The organism is Peterkaempfera bronchialis (genome assembly GCF_003258605.2).
Classification (GTDB): domain Bacteria; phylum Actinomycetota; class Actinomycetes; order Streptomycetales; family Streptomycetaceae; genus Peterkaempfera; species Peterkaempfera bronchialis.
Window position 1 is genome coordinate 962320 of the sequence record NZ_CP031264.1, and the last position, 15781, is coordinate 978100.

At 69.7% G+C, this 15781-nt stretch carries 11 protein-coding genes and 1 pseudogene; 5 read left to right on the forward strand and 7 right to left on the reverse strand.

The window, feature by feature from the left end:
• Window positions 1-9 precede the first annotated feature (9 nt).
• The 3 genes from C7M71_RS04225 to C7M71_RS04235 all read right to left on the reverse strand — a co-directional run bounded on the left by C7M71_RS04225 (window position 10) and on the right by C7M71_RS04235 (window position 1777).
• Window positions 10-606, reverse strand: a complete 597-nt coding sequence (locus C7M71_RS04225) for a hypothetical protein (protein ID WP_111490623.1) — start codon at window positions 604-606, stop codon at window positions 10-12.
• Window positions 566-1012, reverse strand: a complete 447-nt coding sequence (locus tag C7M71_RS33115) for an NB-ARC domain-containing protein (RefSeq protein ID WP_114914180.1) — start codon at window positions 1010-1012, stop codon at window positions 566-568. The genes C7M71_RS04225 and C7M71_RS33115 overlap by 41 nt, the downstream gene beginning before the upstream one ends.
• 501 nt (window positions 1013-1513) lie before the next feature.
• The gene (locus C7M71_RS04235; protein ID WP_111490621.1) at window positions 1514-1777 is read right to left on the reverse strand and encodes a hypothetical protein; all 264 of its coding nucleotides are present in this window, start codon (window positions 1775-1777) and stop codon (window positions 1514-1516) included.
• Between the two features lie 657 nt (window positions 1778-2434).
• On the opposite strand from C7M71_RS04235, the gene C7M71_RS04240 reads away from it, so the two are divergent.
• Window positions 2435-3208 carry an SDR family oxidoreductase gene (locus tag C7M71_RS04240; protein WP_111490620.1) on the forward strand — a complete coding sequence of 258 codons (774 nt, stop codon included), beginning with the start codon at window positions 2435-2437 and terminating at the stop codon, window positions 3206-3208.
• 97 nt (window positions 3209-3305) lie between these two features.
• On the forward strand, window positions 3306-4214 hold the full coding sequence (locus C7M71_RS04245; RefSeq protein ID WP_229758532.1) for a helix-turn-helix domain-containing protein: 909 nt from the start codon (window positions 3306-3308) through the stop codon (window positions 4212-4214).
• Here C7M71_RS04245 and C7M71_RS04250 read toward each other — a convergent pair.
• The 3 genes and pseudogenes from C7M71_RS04250 to C7M71_RS04260 all read right to left on the reverse strand — a co-directional run.
• Window positions 4166-5392: pseudogene (locus tag C7M71_RS04250) on the reverse strand (MFS transporter); the annotation flags it as partial. The gene C7M71_RS04245 and the pseudogene C7M71_RS04250 sit on opposite strands and share 49 nt — an antisense overlap.
• An 11-nt stretch (window positions 5393-5403) precedes the next feature.
• Window positions 5404-6222, reverse strand: coding sequence for a thioesterase domain-containing protein (locus C7M71_RS04255; protein ID WP_162824127.1), 819 nt, complete (start codon window positions 6220-6222; stop codon window positions 5404-5406).
• Window positions 6212-9415, reverse strand: a complete 3204-nt coding sequence (locus tag C7M71_RS04260) for a non-ribosomal peptide synthetase (protein ID WP_111490617.1) — start codon at window positions 9413-9415, stop codon at window positions 6212-6214. The genes C7M71_RS04255 and C7M71_RS04260 overlap by 11 nt, the downstream gene beginning before the upstream one ends.
• 210 nt (window positions 9416-9625) lie before the next feature.
• Here C7M71_RS04260 and C7M71_RS04265 point away from each other — a divergent pair, with 210 nt between their 5' ends.
• Window positions 9626-11140, forward strand: a complete 1515-nt coding sequence (locus C7M71_RS04265; RefSeq protein WP_162824128.1) for a hypothetical protein — start codon at window positions 9626-9628, stop codon at window positions 11138-11140.
• A 107-nt stretch (window positions 11141-11247) separates the two neighbouring features.
• Here the strand turns inward: C7M71_RS04265 and C7M71_RS04270 are convergent, their stop codons facing one another.
• The gene (locus C7M71_RS04270; protein WP_162824129.1) at window positions 11248-12720 is read right to left on the reverse strand and encodes a PqqD family protein; all 1473 of its coding nucleotides are present in this window, start codon (window positions 12718-12720) and stop codon (window positions 11248-11250) included.
• 1125 nt (window positions 12721-13845) lie between these two features.
• Here C7M71_RS04270 and C7M71_RS04275 point away from each other — a divergent pair.
• Both C7M71_RS04275 and C7M71_RS04280 read left to right on the forward strand, forming a co-directional pair.
• The gene (locus C7M71_RS04275) at window positions 13846-14874 is read left to right on the forward strand and encodes a beta/alpha barrel domain-containing protein (RefSeq protein WP_229758533.1); all 1029 of its coding nucleotides are present in this window, start codon (window positions 13846-13848) and stop codon (window positions 14872-14874) included.
• Window positions 14875-14908: 34 nt separating this feature from the next.
• Window positions 14909-15745 carry a fumarylacetoacetate hydrolase family protein gene (locus C7M71_RS04280; RefSeq protein ID WP_111490614.1) on the forward strand — a complete coding sequence of 279 codons (837 nt, stop codon included), beginning with the start codon at window positions 14909-14911 and terminating at the stop codon, window positions 15743-15745.
• Window positions 15746-15781 lie beyond the last annotated feature (36 nt).

Sequence of the window (15781 nt, forward strand, 5' to 3'; positions counted from 1 at the left end):
CAGTCCAGATCAGCGGGGGACTTCACTTCGGGGAGAAGTCCCTACCTTGCCGAGCACGAGCCAGTCCCTCAGCGGCGTTGGCCTCGCCGATGTGGTCGCCGAAGGGTTGGAACAGGTCGAATGCTTGACGGTGGGCCTGCGCCGCCTACCGCTGGCGACGAGGGCGGCGCGCTCTGCTTCCATCCATGCCAAGGCCTGGGTGCGCGAGACCAGGCGCAAAGAGGTCGGCAACGAGGCGGACGCGGGGGAAGGATGGCCGCCCGTGTCGTTGATGAGGGCGTCGGCGGCCTCGGCAGTGTGCTGGTAGTAGTCCAACAGCCGGTCCAGCGCGGCCGTGTTGTCGGCGTCGAGATCCTGCTCAGCCAAGGTGCGTGCGTAGTGGCGCAGGAGGTCGTGGGTCTGGAAACGGCCCCGGACGCGCTCCTCCAGCAGGTGCTCGCCATACAACTGCTCCAGGAGGCGGCCCGCCAGGCCCACAGGCAGATCCATCAAGGCCGCAGCGGCGTAGACGTCGATTTCGGTGCCAGGATGCAGTCCCAGACGACGGAAAAGGCACGCCTGGTGCTCAGTCAGGTCCCGGTAGGACATGGCGAACGCGGCTGCCACGGCATCCCCGGTACCCGCTGGGTCGGCCAAGCGGAGGGCGAAGTCCTCTGCCAGATCCTCGATCGACCAAGCCGGGCGATGGGCCAGGCGGGCCGGCCAGCAGGGCGATGGCCAGAGGCAGGCCCCCACAGGCCCGGGTGATCCAGGCGACCGCCTCCTCCGCATGTTCAGCCTCGGTGCGCCCGGACAGGAGCAGGAACAACGTGTCAGCGTCCCGGGGCGGGAGCGGGGCCAGGGCCAGCGGCTGTGGGGTGTTGCTGAGTTCCTCCAGACGTCGGCGGCTGGTGACCAGGACCAGGCAGCCCGGCTCCCCTGGCAGCAGCGGTTCCACTTGGGTGTGGTCGGCCGCGTCGTCCAACACCATCAGCACGCGTTTGCCGACCAGGTTCGGGGTGAAGCCGACCACCTTGAGTAGCCCGCCCAGGACATCGCCTGGGTCGGCGGCCCGTGCGCCAGGAGTGTGGGCCTGCAGGGCGAGATGCGATCTTCTTCCGGTCCCGGCAGCCCGGATCGAACGCCGACAAGCCGTCGCCAGGCTTATCAACGAGTATCACCGCACAAGCCGACCATCCGGCAAACCCGCAGCTCGTACCTGGTGAAGCCGTTTGGTGCGCTACGGGGCGAGGCGGGCACACCCTCCGGCGCCCAAGCCGCGGTCAGGTGCCCGCAGTCACAGCGGACCGTGTGCCCGAGCCCGGAGCTGCTCGTTCTCCGCCTCCAGCCGCGCGACCTGCTCAGCCAGCGCCGCGTTCAGCTCACGCAGCAGCCCCACCAGCGGCACCCGCCCCTCCTGAATGCTCGTGGTGTCGCCAGTCCGTCCCGAAGAAAAGGGCCGCGAGCATCGGCAGACCGTACCGGCCCGCCCTGAAGTCACGCCGGCTCGGGTCGATGGGTGGCCACTGCACGGTCAGACCTCCGTAGACGGCTTCTGCGGGATATGCCAGCGGTCACCGATCGCCCGTAGCCGGTCGTACTGCTCTTTTCCGATCGGCACGGAGTAGGCATTCGCGGCCCGCAGGAACATGCGGAATCCGAGGTCGGCGTCAGCCTGATGTACAACCTGCCGCAGCGCCGGAACGATCCCCGGCACCGCCACGGCACGTTCCAATGCGGATGCGGCCCGGTCGATCTCCGCCGTCACGGTCTCGCGGAGCTCCTCCTCGGCGACCACCGGCCGCACCTCATCCAGAAGTTTCACAGGTACTCGCACTCGCCGAGGCGGCCGCGGAGGACGACGATGTTCAGCTTGGCAAGGACGCACGTCTACTGCTGAACTCTCCGCTTACGGACACGGTGATTCAGGCCGTCTGGTTGGCAGCTGCACGACGACGCTTCGACCCGGTGGAAGAGGGTGCGGACATGCGTCTGTGGTTGCGCGGCATCTTGGAAATTTGCCCGTCTCGGACGTGTACCTCACATGTGGGCGTCACCCTTGAGATCCCAGATCAGCTGGACCGCCTACGCCGAACCCGACCGCCTCCTGGCACGGCACCCGGAGGACTACCGGCTGGGCCAGACCTGGTGTCACCGGTGAAGGGCGTACTGCGCGGCTACCGGGACCTGGACGGCCGCCGGCGGTCTCGCTCGAACGGCACGCCCACGAGGTGGACAAGGTACTCCTGCGCGACCTTGGCACGCTGCGTCGGCTGAACGGACTGAACCGAATTCGGCAATGCGCACGCGACGCGCGGCGGCGAAGACGCCCCGGTTCTCGCAGTTTGAGATTCTGGCAGTTGGGCTCGACCGGGCGTCACGTCCCATGATTGGGTGGTCCGGGTCACATCTCTCATTCGCGCAATTCCTGACTATTGGATTGTTGGGATCACTCATGGACCTGGGACTTTCGGGGCGCACAGCGCTCGTGTGCTCGTCCACCGGCGGGCTGGGGGAGGCAATCGCCCGGGCGCTGGCCACGGAGGGGGCCAGGACCGTGGTCTGCGGACGGCGCGGGGAACGCGCCGGGCAGATCGCCGCCCAGCTGCCCACTGCCGTGGGTGTCGAGGTGGACCTGCTGGCCGAGGACGGGCCGGCCCGGTTGCTGGAAGCGACGGTCGCGGCCTTCGGTCCCCCTGACGTGCTCGTTCTCAACGGGCCCGGGCCCAAGCCAGGTCCGGCGAGCAGCCTTGATCTGGCCGAGGTGGATGCCGCGCTGGACGCCACGCTGCGCCAGCAGTTGCGCCTGGTCGCGCTGGCACTGCCGGCCATGCGGGAACGGGGCTGGGGCCGCATCCTCGCGGTCGGGTCCAGCGGGGTCGCCGCTCCGATCCCCAACCTGGCGCTCTCCAACCTGGGCCGCGCGGCGCTGGCCGGCTACCTCAAGACCCTGGCCGCCGAGGTCGCCGCGGACGGGGTGACGGTGAACCTCCTGCTGCCCGGACGGATCGAGACCGAGCGCACCGCGGCGGTCGATGCCGCCAACGCCGAGCGCACCGGCCGCAGCCTCACCGAGGTACGGGATGCCTCGATCAAGGACATTCCCGCAGGTCGCTACGGTCGACCTGCGGAGTTCGCCGCAGTCGCCTCCTTCCTGTGCAGCACGCACGCCTCCTATGTGACCGGCACCGCGATGCGCTGTGACGGCGGCTATCTCCGCAGCCTGTGACGCGGACGCCCGGGGCGCGGACTTCCCGGGCGCTCCCGCCGATCACTCAGCGTAAATCTCTGCTACGCGGAATTCCGCATTCCTGATAAGATCAATCATGCCCACGACTAGTGATCTGGAGGTCGCCGCCTGGCGGCCGCCCGTATGTGGCATCAGAGAAGTTTTCCATGCGCACATAACGAACCATGTCTACCCCATGCACACGCATGACTCATGGACGCTCCTCATTGTCGACGACGGCATTGTCCGTTTCGACGTGGAACGCCATGAGTACGGCGCTCTGAATCACCTCGTCACGATCCTTCCGCCGCAGGTCGCGCACAACGGGGATTCGGTCTCCCCGGACGGATTCCGGAAACGGGTGCTCTATCTGGACCCCGCCCTGCTGGGCAGTGAACTCATCGGGGCCGCCGCGGACCAGCCGGTCATCTCGGACCCCGTGCTGCGGCAGCGAATCCACCTACTGCACACCGCCCTGGACGGAAGTGGCGAGCCGCTGGAGGCCGAGAGCAGGCTGGACTTCATCGTCGAACGCCTGCACGGACACCTTGCGGGAACGCTGCGGAACCCACGGCCGACGGCCGCCCCGGGAGTCGCCCGGCGTCTTCGCGACCTGCTCGACGCGCGGCTGGTGGAAGGCATCACGCTGGCGGAGGCCTCGGAGTTGTTCCAGACCCACCCCACGCATCTGGTCCGCGCCTTCACCAAGGAGTTCGGCGTGGCCCCTCATCAGTACCTGACGGGCCGAAGGGTGGACAAGGCACGTGAACTGCTCCTGGAGGGCATGACGCCGGGCCTCGTCGCGGCGGCCACCGGCTTCTACGACCAGTCGCACTTCACCCGCCACTTCAAGAACACCCTCGGTACCAGCCCGGGCCGCTACGCCCGGTCCGCCACCGGCTCGACCTCGGCACCGGGCATCTCCCGCAGGCGGCTGAGCGGAGACAGCAGCACTCCGCAGAGCACGAAGACCGCCGATCCGACCGTCGAGACCCACAGGGTCTGATGCGCTCCGGTCTGCTGGGCGAGCAACCCCGCCAGCAGGCCGCCGAGCGCGCCCAGCCCGAACATCACGGCGCGCACCGCCGCGTTCATCCGCCCCAGGAAGGCGGGCGGGGTGACGTTCTGCCGCACGCTGATGATCAGGATGTTGACGGTCGTCAGCCCCAGCGCCCCGAGGAACCAGGCGATCGTGAACAGCACCTCCACCAGGACGTCCGCGCCTGCGGCGGCCGGCAGGAGCAGCATCGGAATGAACGCCGCGGCCAGCGCGCAGGCGTAGAGGCGGCCCAGGGAGAGCCGCTGGGTCAGCCGGCGGCAGAGGATGCCGCCGACGATCCCGCCGCAGGCGCCGACCGAGAAGATCAGGCCCAGTACCGAGGTCGGCACATGCCGGTCGCGGACCGCATACAGGATGAACATCGGCTGCGTCGCCGAGAGGAAGAAGTTCGCCAGGCCGCCGACCGCCGCGATCCACCGCACCAGGCGGTTGCCCGCGACGAACTTCAGTCCCTCGACCAGATCCGTGCGGATTCGCCGCTCGGCCACGGCCGGAGGCTGGGGCTCCCTGGTGCGGATCAGCAGCAGCGAGACCACCGAGCCCAGGTACGTCCCGGCGTTCGCGGCCATCGCGATCGGCGCCGACAGCAGGTTCACCAGCGATCCCGCCAGGCCCGGCCCGGCCGCGTCGGCGGTCGCGGATGTGGTCGCCAACTTGGAGTTGGCTTCGACCAGGTAGTCCGGGTCGCGGATCAACGTGGGGACGTATGACATCCAGCTGATGTCGAAGAGCACCGCGCCGACACCCACCCCGAAGGTGATCAGCATCAGCCGCGGCATGTCCAGTTGATCGAGCCAGGACAGCAGCGGGATCAGCCCGATCAGGGCCAGACGCAGGGTGTTCGCGCCGATCATCGCCGTGCGCCGGCGGTGGCGGTCCACCCAGACTCCGAAGATCGGCCCGAAGAAGAGGTAGGGGACCATCTGCAGGAACCGCAGCAGGCCGACCTCGTCGGGCTGCGCGTCCAGCGTGATCACCGCGGTCAGCGGCAGTGCCAGCACGGTGATCTGGGTGCCGAACAGCGAAAGGGTCTCCCCGGACCAGAAGGTGAGGAATTCCCGGTTGCGCCACAGGCTCGGCCTGGCCGCGGCCCGCTCCGGGGCCGCGGTTTCGTGTGTGGTCATGCTGGTACTCCTTACGGTCGCGCGGCGGACACCTCGTGCAGCGCGTCCCGGACCGCTGCGCCCAGAGCCTCCAGGCCGGCTCCGCGCCACATCGAGAAGTGGTCGCCGGGCACGGTGACGGTGCGCACGTCCTGCGCCGCATCGGTCCACCGCAGCGGACCGCGCGGCGACTCCTCGGCCTCGACCACCAGCACCGGTCCGGGGTAGCCGGGCTCGGGCCGGTACCCGTGCAGGGCCTCGACGTTCCGCCGGAAGACCTCGAACAGGCGGTCCAGGGTCTCGGCGTCCAGGTCTTCGGAGATCAGGCCCGCCCGATGGAGCAGACGCCAGGCGTCCCCGGTCGGCGCGGCCGACGGCCACTCCCGCAGCGCGTCGGCCACGTGCTGCTCGCTCTGTCCGTTCCCGGCCTCGGCCAGCAGGTTGACGGCGAACCTGGCCAGGACCACCTCCCTCGGCGGGACCGGTTCGGCATGGTGCAGCAGGGCGTCGACCAGCACCACGAGCGCCACCCGACATCCCCGGGCCCGCAGCCGGTGGGCCATGGTGTAGGCGACCGCGCCGCCCATCGACCAGCCGAGCAGGCACAACTCCCGTCCCGCACAGTCCTCTTCCACCGCGCGGACGTAGTCCTCAGCGAGCTCGCACAGATCGGTGGGCGGCAGGCCGTCGCCGTCATATCCGGGCACCTCGATGCCGACGACCGGCCGACCGCCGAGGAGGCCGACCAGCGGCAGGTAGGTGTAGGCGGAGCCGGAGGCGGAGTGCACGCAGTACAGCGGCGGCAGCCCGGCGTCGTCCCCGCCGAACGGCAGGAGGCGGTCAGCCGACACGGCCGGGCCCCGCCTTGGCACCCGCCGCCTTCGCCGCCACCAGCCGGTCGACCTCCGCCGAGATCGAACGTGTGGTGGCGTCGGCAAACATCGCCCGCAGCCGGATCTTCACCCCGAACTCCTTGCCGATACGGCTGACGACCCGCATCGCCTGCAGCGAATTGCCGCCGGCCGCGAAGAACGCCACCGCCGCGCTCACCCGCTCGACCTCCAGCACCTCGGCGTAGATCCGCGCGACCGCCTGCTCCGTCGGCCCCTGCGGGGCGACGTAGTCCTCCTCGGGGTCGGCCTCGACCGGGTCCGGCAGGGCCTTGCGGTCCACCTTCCGTGCCGTGGTGAGCGGCAGACTGTCCAGCACCACCCACGCGGTCGGGATCATGTACTCGGGCAGCCGCTCGGCCAGGTGGGCGCGCAGTTCGGCCGCGTCCGGAACGCGGTCGCCGGCCGGCGACGCGTAGCCGACCAGGCGCTTCTCACCGCGCCGGTCCTGCCGCAGCGCCACCGCGCCGACACCCACGTCCGGGTGCGACATCAGCGCGGACTCGATCTCCTCCAGCTCGATGCGCAGGCCCCGCAGCTTCACCTGGCCGTCGCCGCGACCGAGGAACTCCAGCTGGTAGTCGCGGTTCCAGCGGACGAGGTCGCCGCTTCGGTAGACCCGGCCGCCGGGGTGGAACGGGTCCTCGGTGAACGCCGCGGCGGTCAGGTCCGGCCGGTTGAGGTAGCCGCGGGCGAGGCCCTCCGCACCGCCGATGAGCAGTTCCCCGGCGATACCGCGGGGGACGAGCCGGTCGGCCTTGTCGACCACGTACATGCGGCGGTCGGTGAACGGGGCGCCGATCGGCGGCGCGCTGCGGGCCGGCTCGTGGGGGCACTCGTAGGAGGTGCAGCCGACCGCGGCTTCGGTGGGCCCGTAGCAGTTGATCAGCCGACGCCCCGGCAGGTTCCACTTGGCGACCATCTCGGCCGGAACCGCCTCGCCGCCCGCCATGATCTTCCGCAGCTTGGGGTAGGGTCCGCCCTCGACCAGTGCGAGCATCGCCGGCGACATGCAGATGTAGGTGACCTCCCGCGCCCGCATGAGCGCCGCGAGCGCGTCGGGCGAGGTGCCGGCCTCCTTGTCGACCAGGACCAGGGCCGCCCCGGCGGTGAGGCCGGCGAAGATCTCGCCCTGCGACATGTCGAAGGCCAGCGCGGCCAGCTGGAGCATCCGGTCATCCGGCTGGAGGTCGAACACACGCCGGTAGGAGGCGATGAACGACTGGAGCGCCCGGTGTTCGAGGAGAACTCCCTTGGGCTGGCCGGTCGAGCCGGAGGTGTAGATGACATAGGCGAGCGAGTCGCGGCCGGCCTCCTCGGCCCAGCCCTCGGACTCGGCTCCCGCCTTGGCGATGGCCCCCCGCTCCTGGTCGACCTCGACGATCGACCAGTCCGCCGACTCGGGTATGCGCTCGCGCACCCGGCGCTGGGTCAGCACGATCGGCGCCGCGGTGTCCTTGAGGATGTACTCGAGTCGGCCCACCGGGTGCGAGGGGTCCAGGACTGCGTACGCCGCCCCGGACTTCAGCACGCCGAGCAGCGCGACGAGCGCGTCCAGGTCGCGCTCCATCGCCACCCCGACGACCTGCCCGTGCCGCACCCCCCGGTCGCGCAGGAAGGCGGCGAGCTCGAACGCCCGGCGCTCCAGCTGCTGGTAGGTCAGGCTCTCGCCCTCGTACATCGCGGCGATGCGGTCCGGCTGCTCCAGCGCGCGCCGGGCGATTGCGGCGTGCACCGGCTCGTCCGCGTGGGAGAGCATCTCGCCGATCCCGGCGGCGAAGAGCTCCTGGGCCTCCGTGTCGTCGAGCAGCGTCAGCTGCGACACCCGCTGGGCGGGGTCCGCGCAGGCCGCCCTCAGCACCTGTGCCAGATGCCGGACGAGTGCCTCGATCCGCCAGCCGTCGAAGAGGTCCGCAGCGTATTCGACACCCACCTGGAGCCGGTCGGCCGACTCCACGAAGGTCAGCGCCAGGTCGAAGCGTGCACCGAGCGACGGGAGGTCGACCGCTTCCGTGGTCAGCCCCGGGAGGTCCATCGTCGTGCCGGAGGTCTGCTCGGTCAGGAACTGGGCGCAGACGCCGAACAACGGGTTGCGGCCGGGATCGCGGTGCGGCCGAAGCCGGTCGACGACCCGTTCGAAGGGCACGTCCTGGTTGTCGTAGGCGTCGAGCAGGACGTCGGAGAGCCGGGACAGCAGTTCGTCGAAGGCGGGATCGTCCTGGAGGCCGGCCCGGAGTACCACCATGTTGGTGAAGTACCCGACCACCTCTTCGAGATCCGGATCGGTCCGACCGAGCGCAGCGGTGCCGAGCGAGACGTCCTGCTGGCCGGTGTACCGGCCCAGGACCACGGTCAGCGCGGCGGTCAGGACCATGAACAGCGACGCGCCTTCGGCCTCGGCGAGCGCGCGCGCCGCCACCAGCAGGTCCGGCGGCAGCTCGCTCCGCGTGGTGCCGGCGGCGAAGCTCGGTTCGGCCGGGCGCGGCCGGTCGGCCGGCAGCTCCAGCGGCGTGACGCCATCCAGCTGCTCCTGCCAGTAGCCGAGTTGCTCTTCCAGGCCGCCGTTGTCGAGAGCGGCGCGCTGCTCGGCGGCGAAGTCCGCGAAGCGGACCGGCGGCGGGGCGTCCGCCGCCCGGTCACCTGCCCCGCCGGCCGGTCCGTCGCCCCGGAGCGCCGCGGCGTAGCCGTCCTGGAGCTGCCTGAGCAGCAGGCTGGTCGACCAGCCGTCGGTGACGAGGTGGTGGAAGACGAGCGACAGCACATGCTCGTCCGCCGAGAGACGGAACAGCCTGAACCGGTACAGCGGGCCGCGCACCAGGTCGAAGGACTGGCGGACGTGCTCCTGGAGCTCCTTCGCGAGCTGGGCCTCGCGGGCTTCGGGGGTTGCGTCGGTCAGGTGGCCGACCGGCAGGTCCACCGCCGACGGCGGGGTGAACACCATCCCCGGCGTCCCGTCCACCGTGGACACCGTTCCACGCAGCGACTCGTGCCGCCGCACGAGCTCGGTCAGTGCCGCGGCGAGCGCCGTGCCGTCCAGCGGCCCGCGAATCCGGTGGGCGACCGCGACGTTGTACGTCGCGAGCCCGGGAGTCAACTGCTCCAGGAACCAGAGCTGCTCCTGCCCGACCGACAGCGGCACCTGTTCCGACGCCATCGAACCCTGATCAACGACCACTGCGCCCGCTCCAAACCGGTGAGAACCCGACACCCCTGTCAGCCTTCCGGATCCACCGTGCCGCCTCCCGGCAGCCACGTCTTGTACGTTCTTGACATGCAGAGCGGTCCGGTGCGGATTTCTCCGACGGGGCGTCAAACGGCCTAGCATGCCTGCGTAATCTTGCGGACACCGGGAACGGAGCGAACGTTGACGACCAAGGTCCTGACGATCGGCGCACCAGTCGACGACCTGCACGAGCGGCGGCTGAAAGCGGTCGCCGCAGCCAGCGCCAGGCTCGGTGTGCTGACCGGAGCCCCGGCGCCGGGGACGTCCACCACCGCGATCGAACTGCTGCGTACGCTGGCATCCGCCGGCCGGATCGCGGTGAGCGCGGAGGACGACGCGGCCGGGCCGTGGACGCTGTCCTACGTGCCTTCGGCGGCCGCGCTGGCCGCGGTGGCCGGGGGCAGTGCGCCCTCCTGGGGGGCGCGGGTGGACGCCAAGCAGCAGAAGGCGCTGCGCCGGAGCCGGGGGGCGGTGATCCGGCTGCCCTTCGCCGATCCCGCGACCGGCGAGGCGAGCGGCGACTCCCTGAGCACCTTCACCACCGACTGGTCGCCCTTCACCGCCGCCTGCGCGGTCGTGGTGCACCCCGACCACGTGGCGCTGGCCGCCACCGAGGTGCGGCAGCGCCCGTACTTCAGCGGACGCTTCGTGCGCCACCCGCTCCACGGCGACCTGCTGCCCGTCTGGGTCGCCGACTGGGCCAAGCCCGAGTTCGGCACCGGCGCCGTGATCGTCAACCCGGCGCACTCGGTCGCCGACCTGGAGTTCGCGCGCGCCATCGGGCTGCCGATCCGCTTCGGCCTCGGCGAGCAGGAGCCCGGCGCCGACCCGGAGACCTGGCTGACGCCGCCGGTCATCAAGACGGGAGTCGCGGTGCGGGCCGGTCGGCGGCACGACGGCCGGCCCCACGAGGAGGCGATGCAGGCGTACCTTGAGGACCTGCTGGCGTCCGGGTACGGCGAGTGGGCCGAGTCCGTGTCGCTGGGCCGGGCACCGCTCGCGGTGCTGAGCGCCGACCCGGCCGGCGAGGTGCGCTGGGCGCCCGCGCTACGGGCCCGCAGCCTCACCGAGGGGGTGGACGGGGCCGCGGCCGTGTCCGTGTCGATCGACCCCGCGCCGCTGCTCGCCTCGGCCGCCGAATACACGGTGGGGCGGGCGACCCTGGTCGCCTCGTCGGAGGCGGTCACGGCCGATCTGCTGTGGCTGCGCCTGCTGATGCTGGACATCGCGGTCGAGCACCCGCCGGTCGCGGTGGTGCCGGTGGCCCGGGTCGGCTCAGCCCAGAGCGTCGAGTCGCAGTGGCTGGACGGTGCGCTGCTGGTGGCGGGTCGGACGGATGAGACCGTGTCGGTCAAGGCCCAGCTCAGCGAGCAGATCGGGCGTATCGCGGGTGATCACGCGGCGGCGGCCGCCGCCGCCGGAGAGCCGGAGCCCGCAGCGTCCAAGACCGCTGCGAAGATCTGTGAGGCGCTCTCCGCCGCCGACTTCCCGACCGCCTTCGGCACGGCCACCGCCGTCGCGAAGACGGTGCGGCGCGGGGGCGCGCTCGGGGCGTCGGAGCGCACCGCGTTCCTCGCCGCCCTGCATGTGCTCTTCGGGCTCCCGCTGCCCGAAGGCTTCTCCGCAGCCACGCTGGACGGCTCGTTCCGGAAGTGAGTACGGGCGGGGTCGGGCAGGGCGACGGAATCTCGCCCCGCCCGCTCCCGCGGTGCCGGCCACCCTGGGCTGCGGCGGGCAGGTTCGGCGGGTGGGCGCCGCGCCTGCTACCGGCCGGAGACCCGGTCCATAACCTCCTCGCCCGCCGGGTTGCGCTTCGCGCTGATCCGCTTCTGGTGCGGGTCGGTGATCATGACCTGCGGAAGGACTCCTGTCTGCGCGGACATGTCCGCGAACGGCGACCACAGCGGGCCGTCGTGCAGAGCCTGCAGATCGGTCGTGCTCAGTCCGCTGATCCGCTCCAGACGGGCGGCGAGCGCGCGGTCCACGGAGCCGGCCAGGAGCGCTCGGATCCGGTCCTCGGCCTCCAGCAGCTCGGGATGCTCCCCGGCAAGGAACTCGTGCAGGTTGGCCGCTCGTCCCGCGAAGGGGGAGTACACCATGCAGATCAGCTGCGTGGTGTCGAGCCCGAAGGCATCCTCGCCGTACCGGGTCGCCGCCTCACGCATGGACTCGACACCGGCCTCGGTGGCGTAGCGCTGCCGCATCTCCTCGACCAGGTGCTCCGGGAAGTGCTTGCGGCGCATCAGTTCCAGGGCGAAGTCGACATACTGGCCGATGCCCTCCTGGTAGGAGCGCTTGTACACCCGCTCGGTCCGCAGCCCGCGCAGGTGGGCCATGAGCGCGGGGTTCACGCAGTCGGACTCGGTGAAGTTGAACGCGATCTCGTCGAAGACGAAGCCGAGGAAGCCCGTCAGGAGACTCCAGTGCGCCCCCGAGGCGTAGCTCGTGTAGTCGTAGATGGAGTAGAACTGGAGCGCGGTGGAGATGTCCGAGGCCACCCCACGCGCTTCGATCCGCTCCGCGTTCTCCGAGCCGTGGATCTCCTGGAAGTACGCCCTCGCCAGCCCGTTGAGCGTCTCCAGCGTGCCCTGGAAGCCCTTCTTGCTGTCGGCAGGCTTCAGACCGGCACTCCGCGCCAGCTGCCGAATCCACAGGGCGTAGTCGCGCTGCTCCTGGGGAGAGTCCCCGGTGATGATCAGGTCCACGCCCTCGCCGTGGCCGGCGGCCACACCGAAGGAGTCCGCCACGTTCAGGTTGCACGCGTTGCAGAACGTGGCCCGGCCGTCGCCGTAGGTGCGGTGCCCGGACATCAGCATGTCGACCCGGTTGAAGTCGATCAGCCGGTGGGGCATGCTCCGGTCCCGGGCGAAGGGGCGGACCTGGCCGCCCTCGATCAGCAGCAGCTCGGCATCCGGATCGCCGTAGAGCCCCAGCGCCTGGTACGTGCGGTCGATGTTCTGCATCACCTGGTACGGCATGCCGCCGTGCCGCATGGTCGCCACCCGCAACCGGAAGGTCTCGCCGTGCCGTTCGGCGAGGGCCAGGTGGACTGCGCGCACAAAGGCCAGCGCATAGGAGCTGTCCTTGCCGCCGCCATAGGCGACCATCACCGTGTTCCGCCCGAGCTCGCCCGGTCGCGGCAGCGCCTTGAGCAGCGTCGTCGCGCACTCCTCGACCGCCGGCACATCCCGCTCCGGGAGCGCCTTCCGCAAGTCGTCAAGAATAGCCGTGCTCATGACATCCCTCCTGGCTGCTTGACCCTGCAGGACGCAGCCGACTCCGGTCGTCGAGGCCCCGGTCGTCGGGGCCCGGTGTCGTGAACGAATGCGCCGACCACCAGTCAATCGCCCAGAGGTCACGCAGAAGGAGAAGCCCGCCCCGGCGAACCGTGCGCGGGTGTGCGTCTCAAATAATGGACAGCGCAGCCCGTTCGGCTCCTGGGGTCCCGGGCAGCGGAATCCAGCCTCGACTGGATGCGCCGACAGGCGCTGAGCGACTCATCCAGGGTCGGCGCCAGCTCTCGCCCAGAAAGCCAAACACAGGTATTCGCCCCCTGTCCAGCGAAGTCAATCAGTTCGCCTACCGACCGGCCGGCACCGGTCGGCAGTAGGGTTCCAGCGCCGATCGACCAACGCTGGTCGACCGCCGCCGGCCACACCCGGGCCGGGCGCGTCCGCACTGCACCGTCTCGCCATGTGAGACGGCTCGGCCGTGGCGACTGTTGTCCGGTTCCCACCTCTCCAGCCCTCGGCGCGCGATCTCGACACCCGTCCACAGCCTCCGCTGACCTGCGGCAACCTGCCGCCGCGCGCGAACCACCGAGCCTGCGGCGGCGACACTATGCCACCCAAACCAGTCGAGCCGACTCGGGCCTAAGGGGACATGTCAGGTTGCCGGTGCGCGGCAAGGCGTTGATCCCCCTTGGATTGTGAGGCATAGTCAGCGGCCAGGCGAGGAGCGCCGGCAGGCCAGGGGGGAACTGGACCATTCTCCTCGGGGTTGCCGGGGCAATCCGCCGAATTGGCGTACATTGCGTCGCAACGAACCCCACAGAGGTTCAGCGTGACAGCCCTACCCCGGATTTTATCAGAAATGAAAACCCGGACACGGGCAGATGGCGCCCAGGTGAAGACTTGCTCACCATGAGGCCGGAACGATCGCACCCACGGCACGGGACTGCCTGTGGCGGCGCGGCGGAGGCCGTTTCTCCACCCCGACAGAAGTCGGGGTTTCCACGGTCGGACTCCCTCATGGCGCTCCATCACTCCTGTACTGCCGACATCTGACCGGGCCCACCGGGAATCTGTCGCGCAGTCCGACGGGACACTCATCTGCAAACCACTGAGCTTCGGAGGACGGATTTGTCTACTGCACCCGCCCCGCTGTTCGAGCCGCTGACGAGCGAGATTCTTGACGCCACCCTGCGTGATGGTTCCTATGCCGTCGACTTCCAACTCGACCAGAAGTTCGTCATCGAACTCCTAGGCCGACTGAACGAGACACCGATCGAGAAGGTGGAGATCGGCCACGGCCTCGGTTTCGAGGCCGAGCGTTCCGGTATCAGAGCCTGCAACATCGACCTGTCCCGGTGGTGCGAGATCGCACGTTCGGAACTGTCGGAGACCTCCTGGGGGATGTTCGCGCAGCCCGGTTTCAGCCGGCTCGGCACACTGGAGGAACTCTGCAGCCAGGGCATGTCGTTCGTCCGCATCGGTATGGAAGCCGATCGGGTTCCCGAGCACCTCGACTACATCGAGCGCGCCACCGAGATCTGCGGGCAGGTCTACCTCAACCTCATGAAGACGAGCGCCACACCTGCCCAGCAGCTGCCCGAGCTGCTGAGCGGAGTCACCCCGGCCGTTGCCGGGCTGTACGTCGTGGACTCCTACGGCTCGATGCTGCCCAGCGACGTGCACCGTTATGTGGAGGTCGCCAAGGAGTGCTTCCCGGTCGTCGGGTTCCACGGCCACGACAACCTCGGCATGGCGAACGCCAACAGCATCGCCGCGCTTGAGGCGGGCGCCACCATCGTCGACGGAACGCTCGACGGCATCGGCCGGGGCGCCGGCAACGCGGAGACCGAGTCGCTGGCCGGCATCCTCAGCCTCATCGGCAACGACAAGTACGACTACAAGCGACTGGCCCGGCTCGCGGAGTTCTGCCGGACCAACCTGGAACTGCTGCCGGAGAACCGGAACATGCAGGTCCTCGGTGGAGTGATCGGAATTCACTCCGGATACTTCCCGCTCATCGAGGAACTCTGCGCCGAGCTCACCGTCGACCCGGCCCCCCTGATGGAGACCGCCGTCGACCTGGCCTCGCAGAGCGTCGGCAAGAGCCACATCCACGCTGCGGCGCAGCGGATCTCCCAGGGCCTCGCGGCGGTCTAGCGAGCCCTTCGATCAGTCTTAGGAGGAGGAAAACGTGAGAATCGCACGATTCGATGCCGGCAGCGGATACCAGATCCACGCGGGTCAGGACGGCAGTTGGGCGCCGCTCTCGGCATTCGAAGGGTACAAGGCTCCCACCCGGATCGCGGATCTGCTGGACGATGCCCGGAGAAGCGAACTCGCCGCGCTGCTCGCCTCCCGGTCGGTCGAGCGGCTGACCGATGTTCGGCTCGACGGGGCTGCGACCATAGCCGACGGCGGCGACATCTGGGGCGCCGGCCTGAACTACCGGGGCCATTCGGAGGATCTGAACACCCAGCAGCCGGCCTCCGGCCCCGGATCGTACCTGAGGCCCAGCAGCTGCCTGATCGGCAACGGGCAGCAGATCAACCTGCCGTCCCAGAGCAAGAGGGTGACCGCGGAGGCCGAACTCGGTCTCGTCATCGGCTCGGAATGCAAGAACGTGTCGCGCGCGGACTGGCGCTCGGTCGTCGTGGGTGTCACCGCCGTGCTCGACATGACCGCAGAGGACGTGATCCGCGAGAATCCGCGGTACATCCCGTGGGCCAAGGGGTTCGACACGTTCTGCAGCATCGGGCCGCAGCTGGTGACGCTGGACGAGTTCGACGATGCGGCTCTCCAGGGGATTCGGGTGTCGACCGTCCGCAACGGTGAGGTCATCTCCTCCGCCCTGGTGTCCGCCATGAAGTACGACCTGGGTTATCTGGTCGAGTACTTCACGGCCGGGCGGACCCTGGTACCCGGAACCGTGATCTGCACGGGAACCCCGGGAGCCGCTGTGATCAGCCCCGGGGACTCGATCAAGGCCGTCGTCGAGGGTGTGGGAACGCTCGTCCACACCGTGGGGTAGTTCGAATGACCACCGCTGAGAAAGGTTCAGCACTTG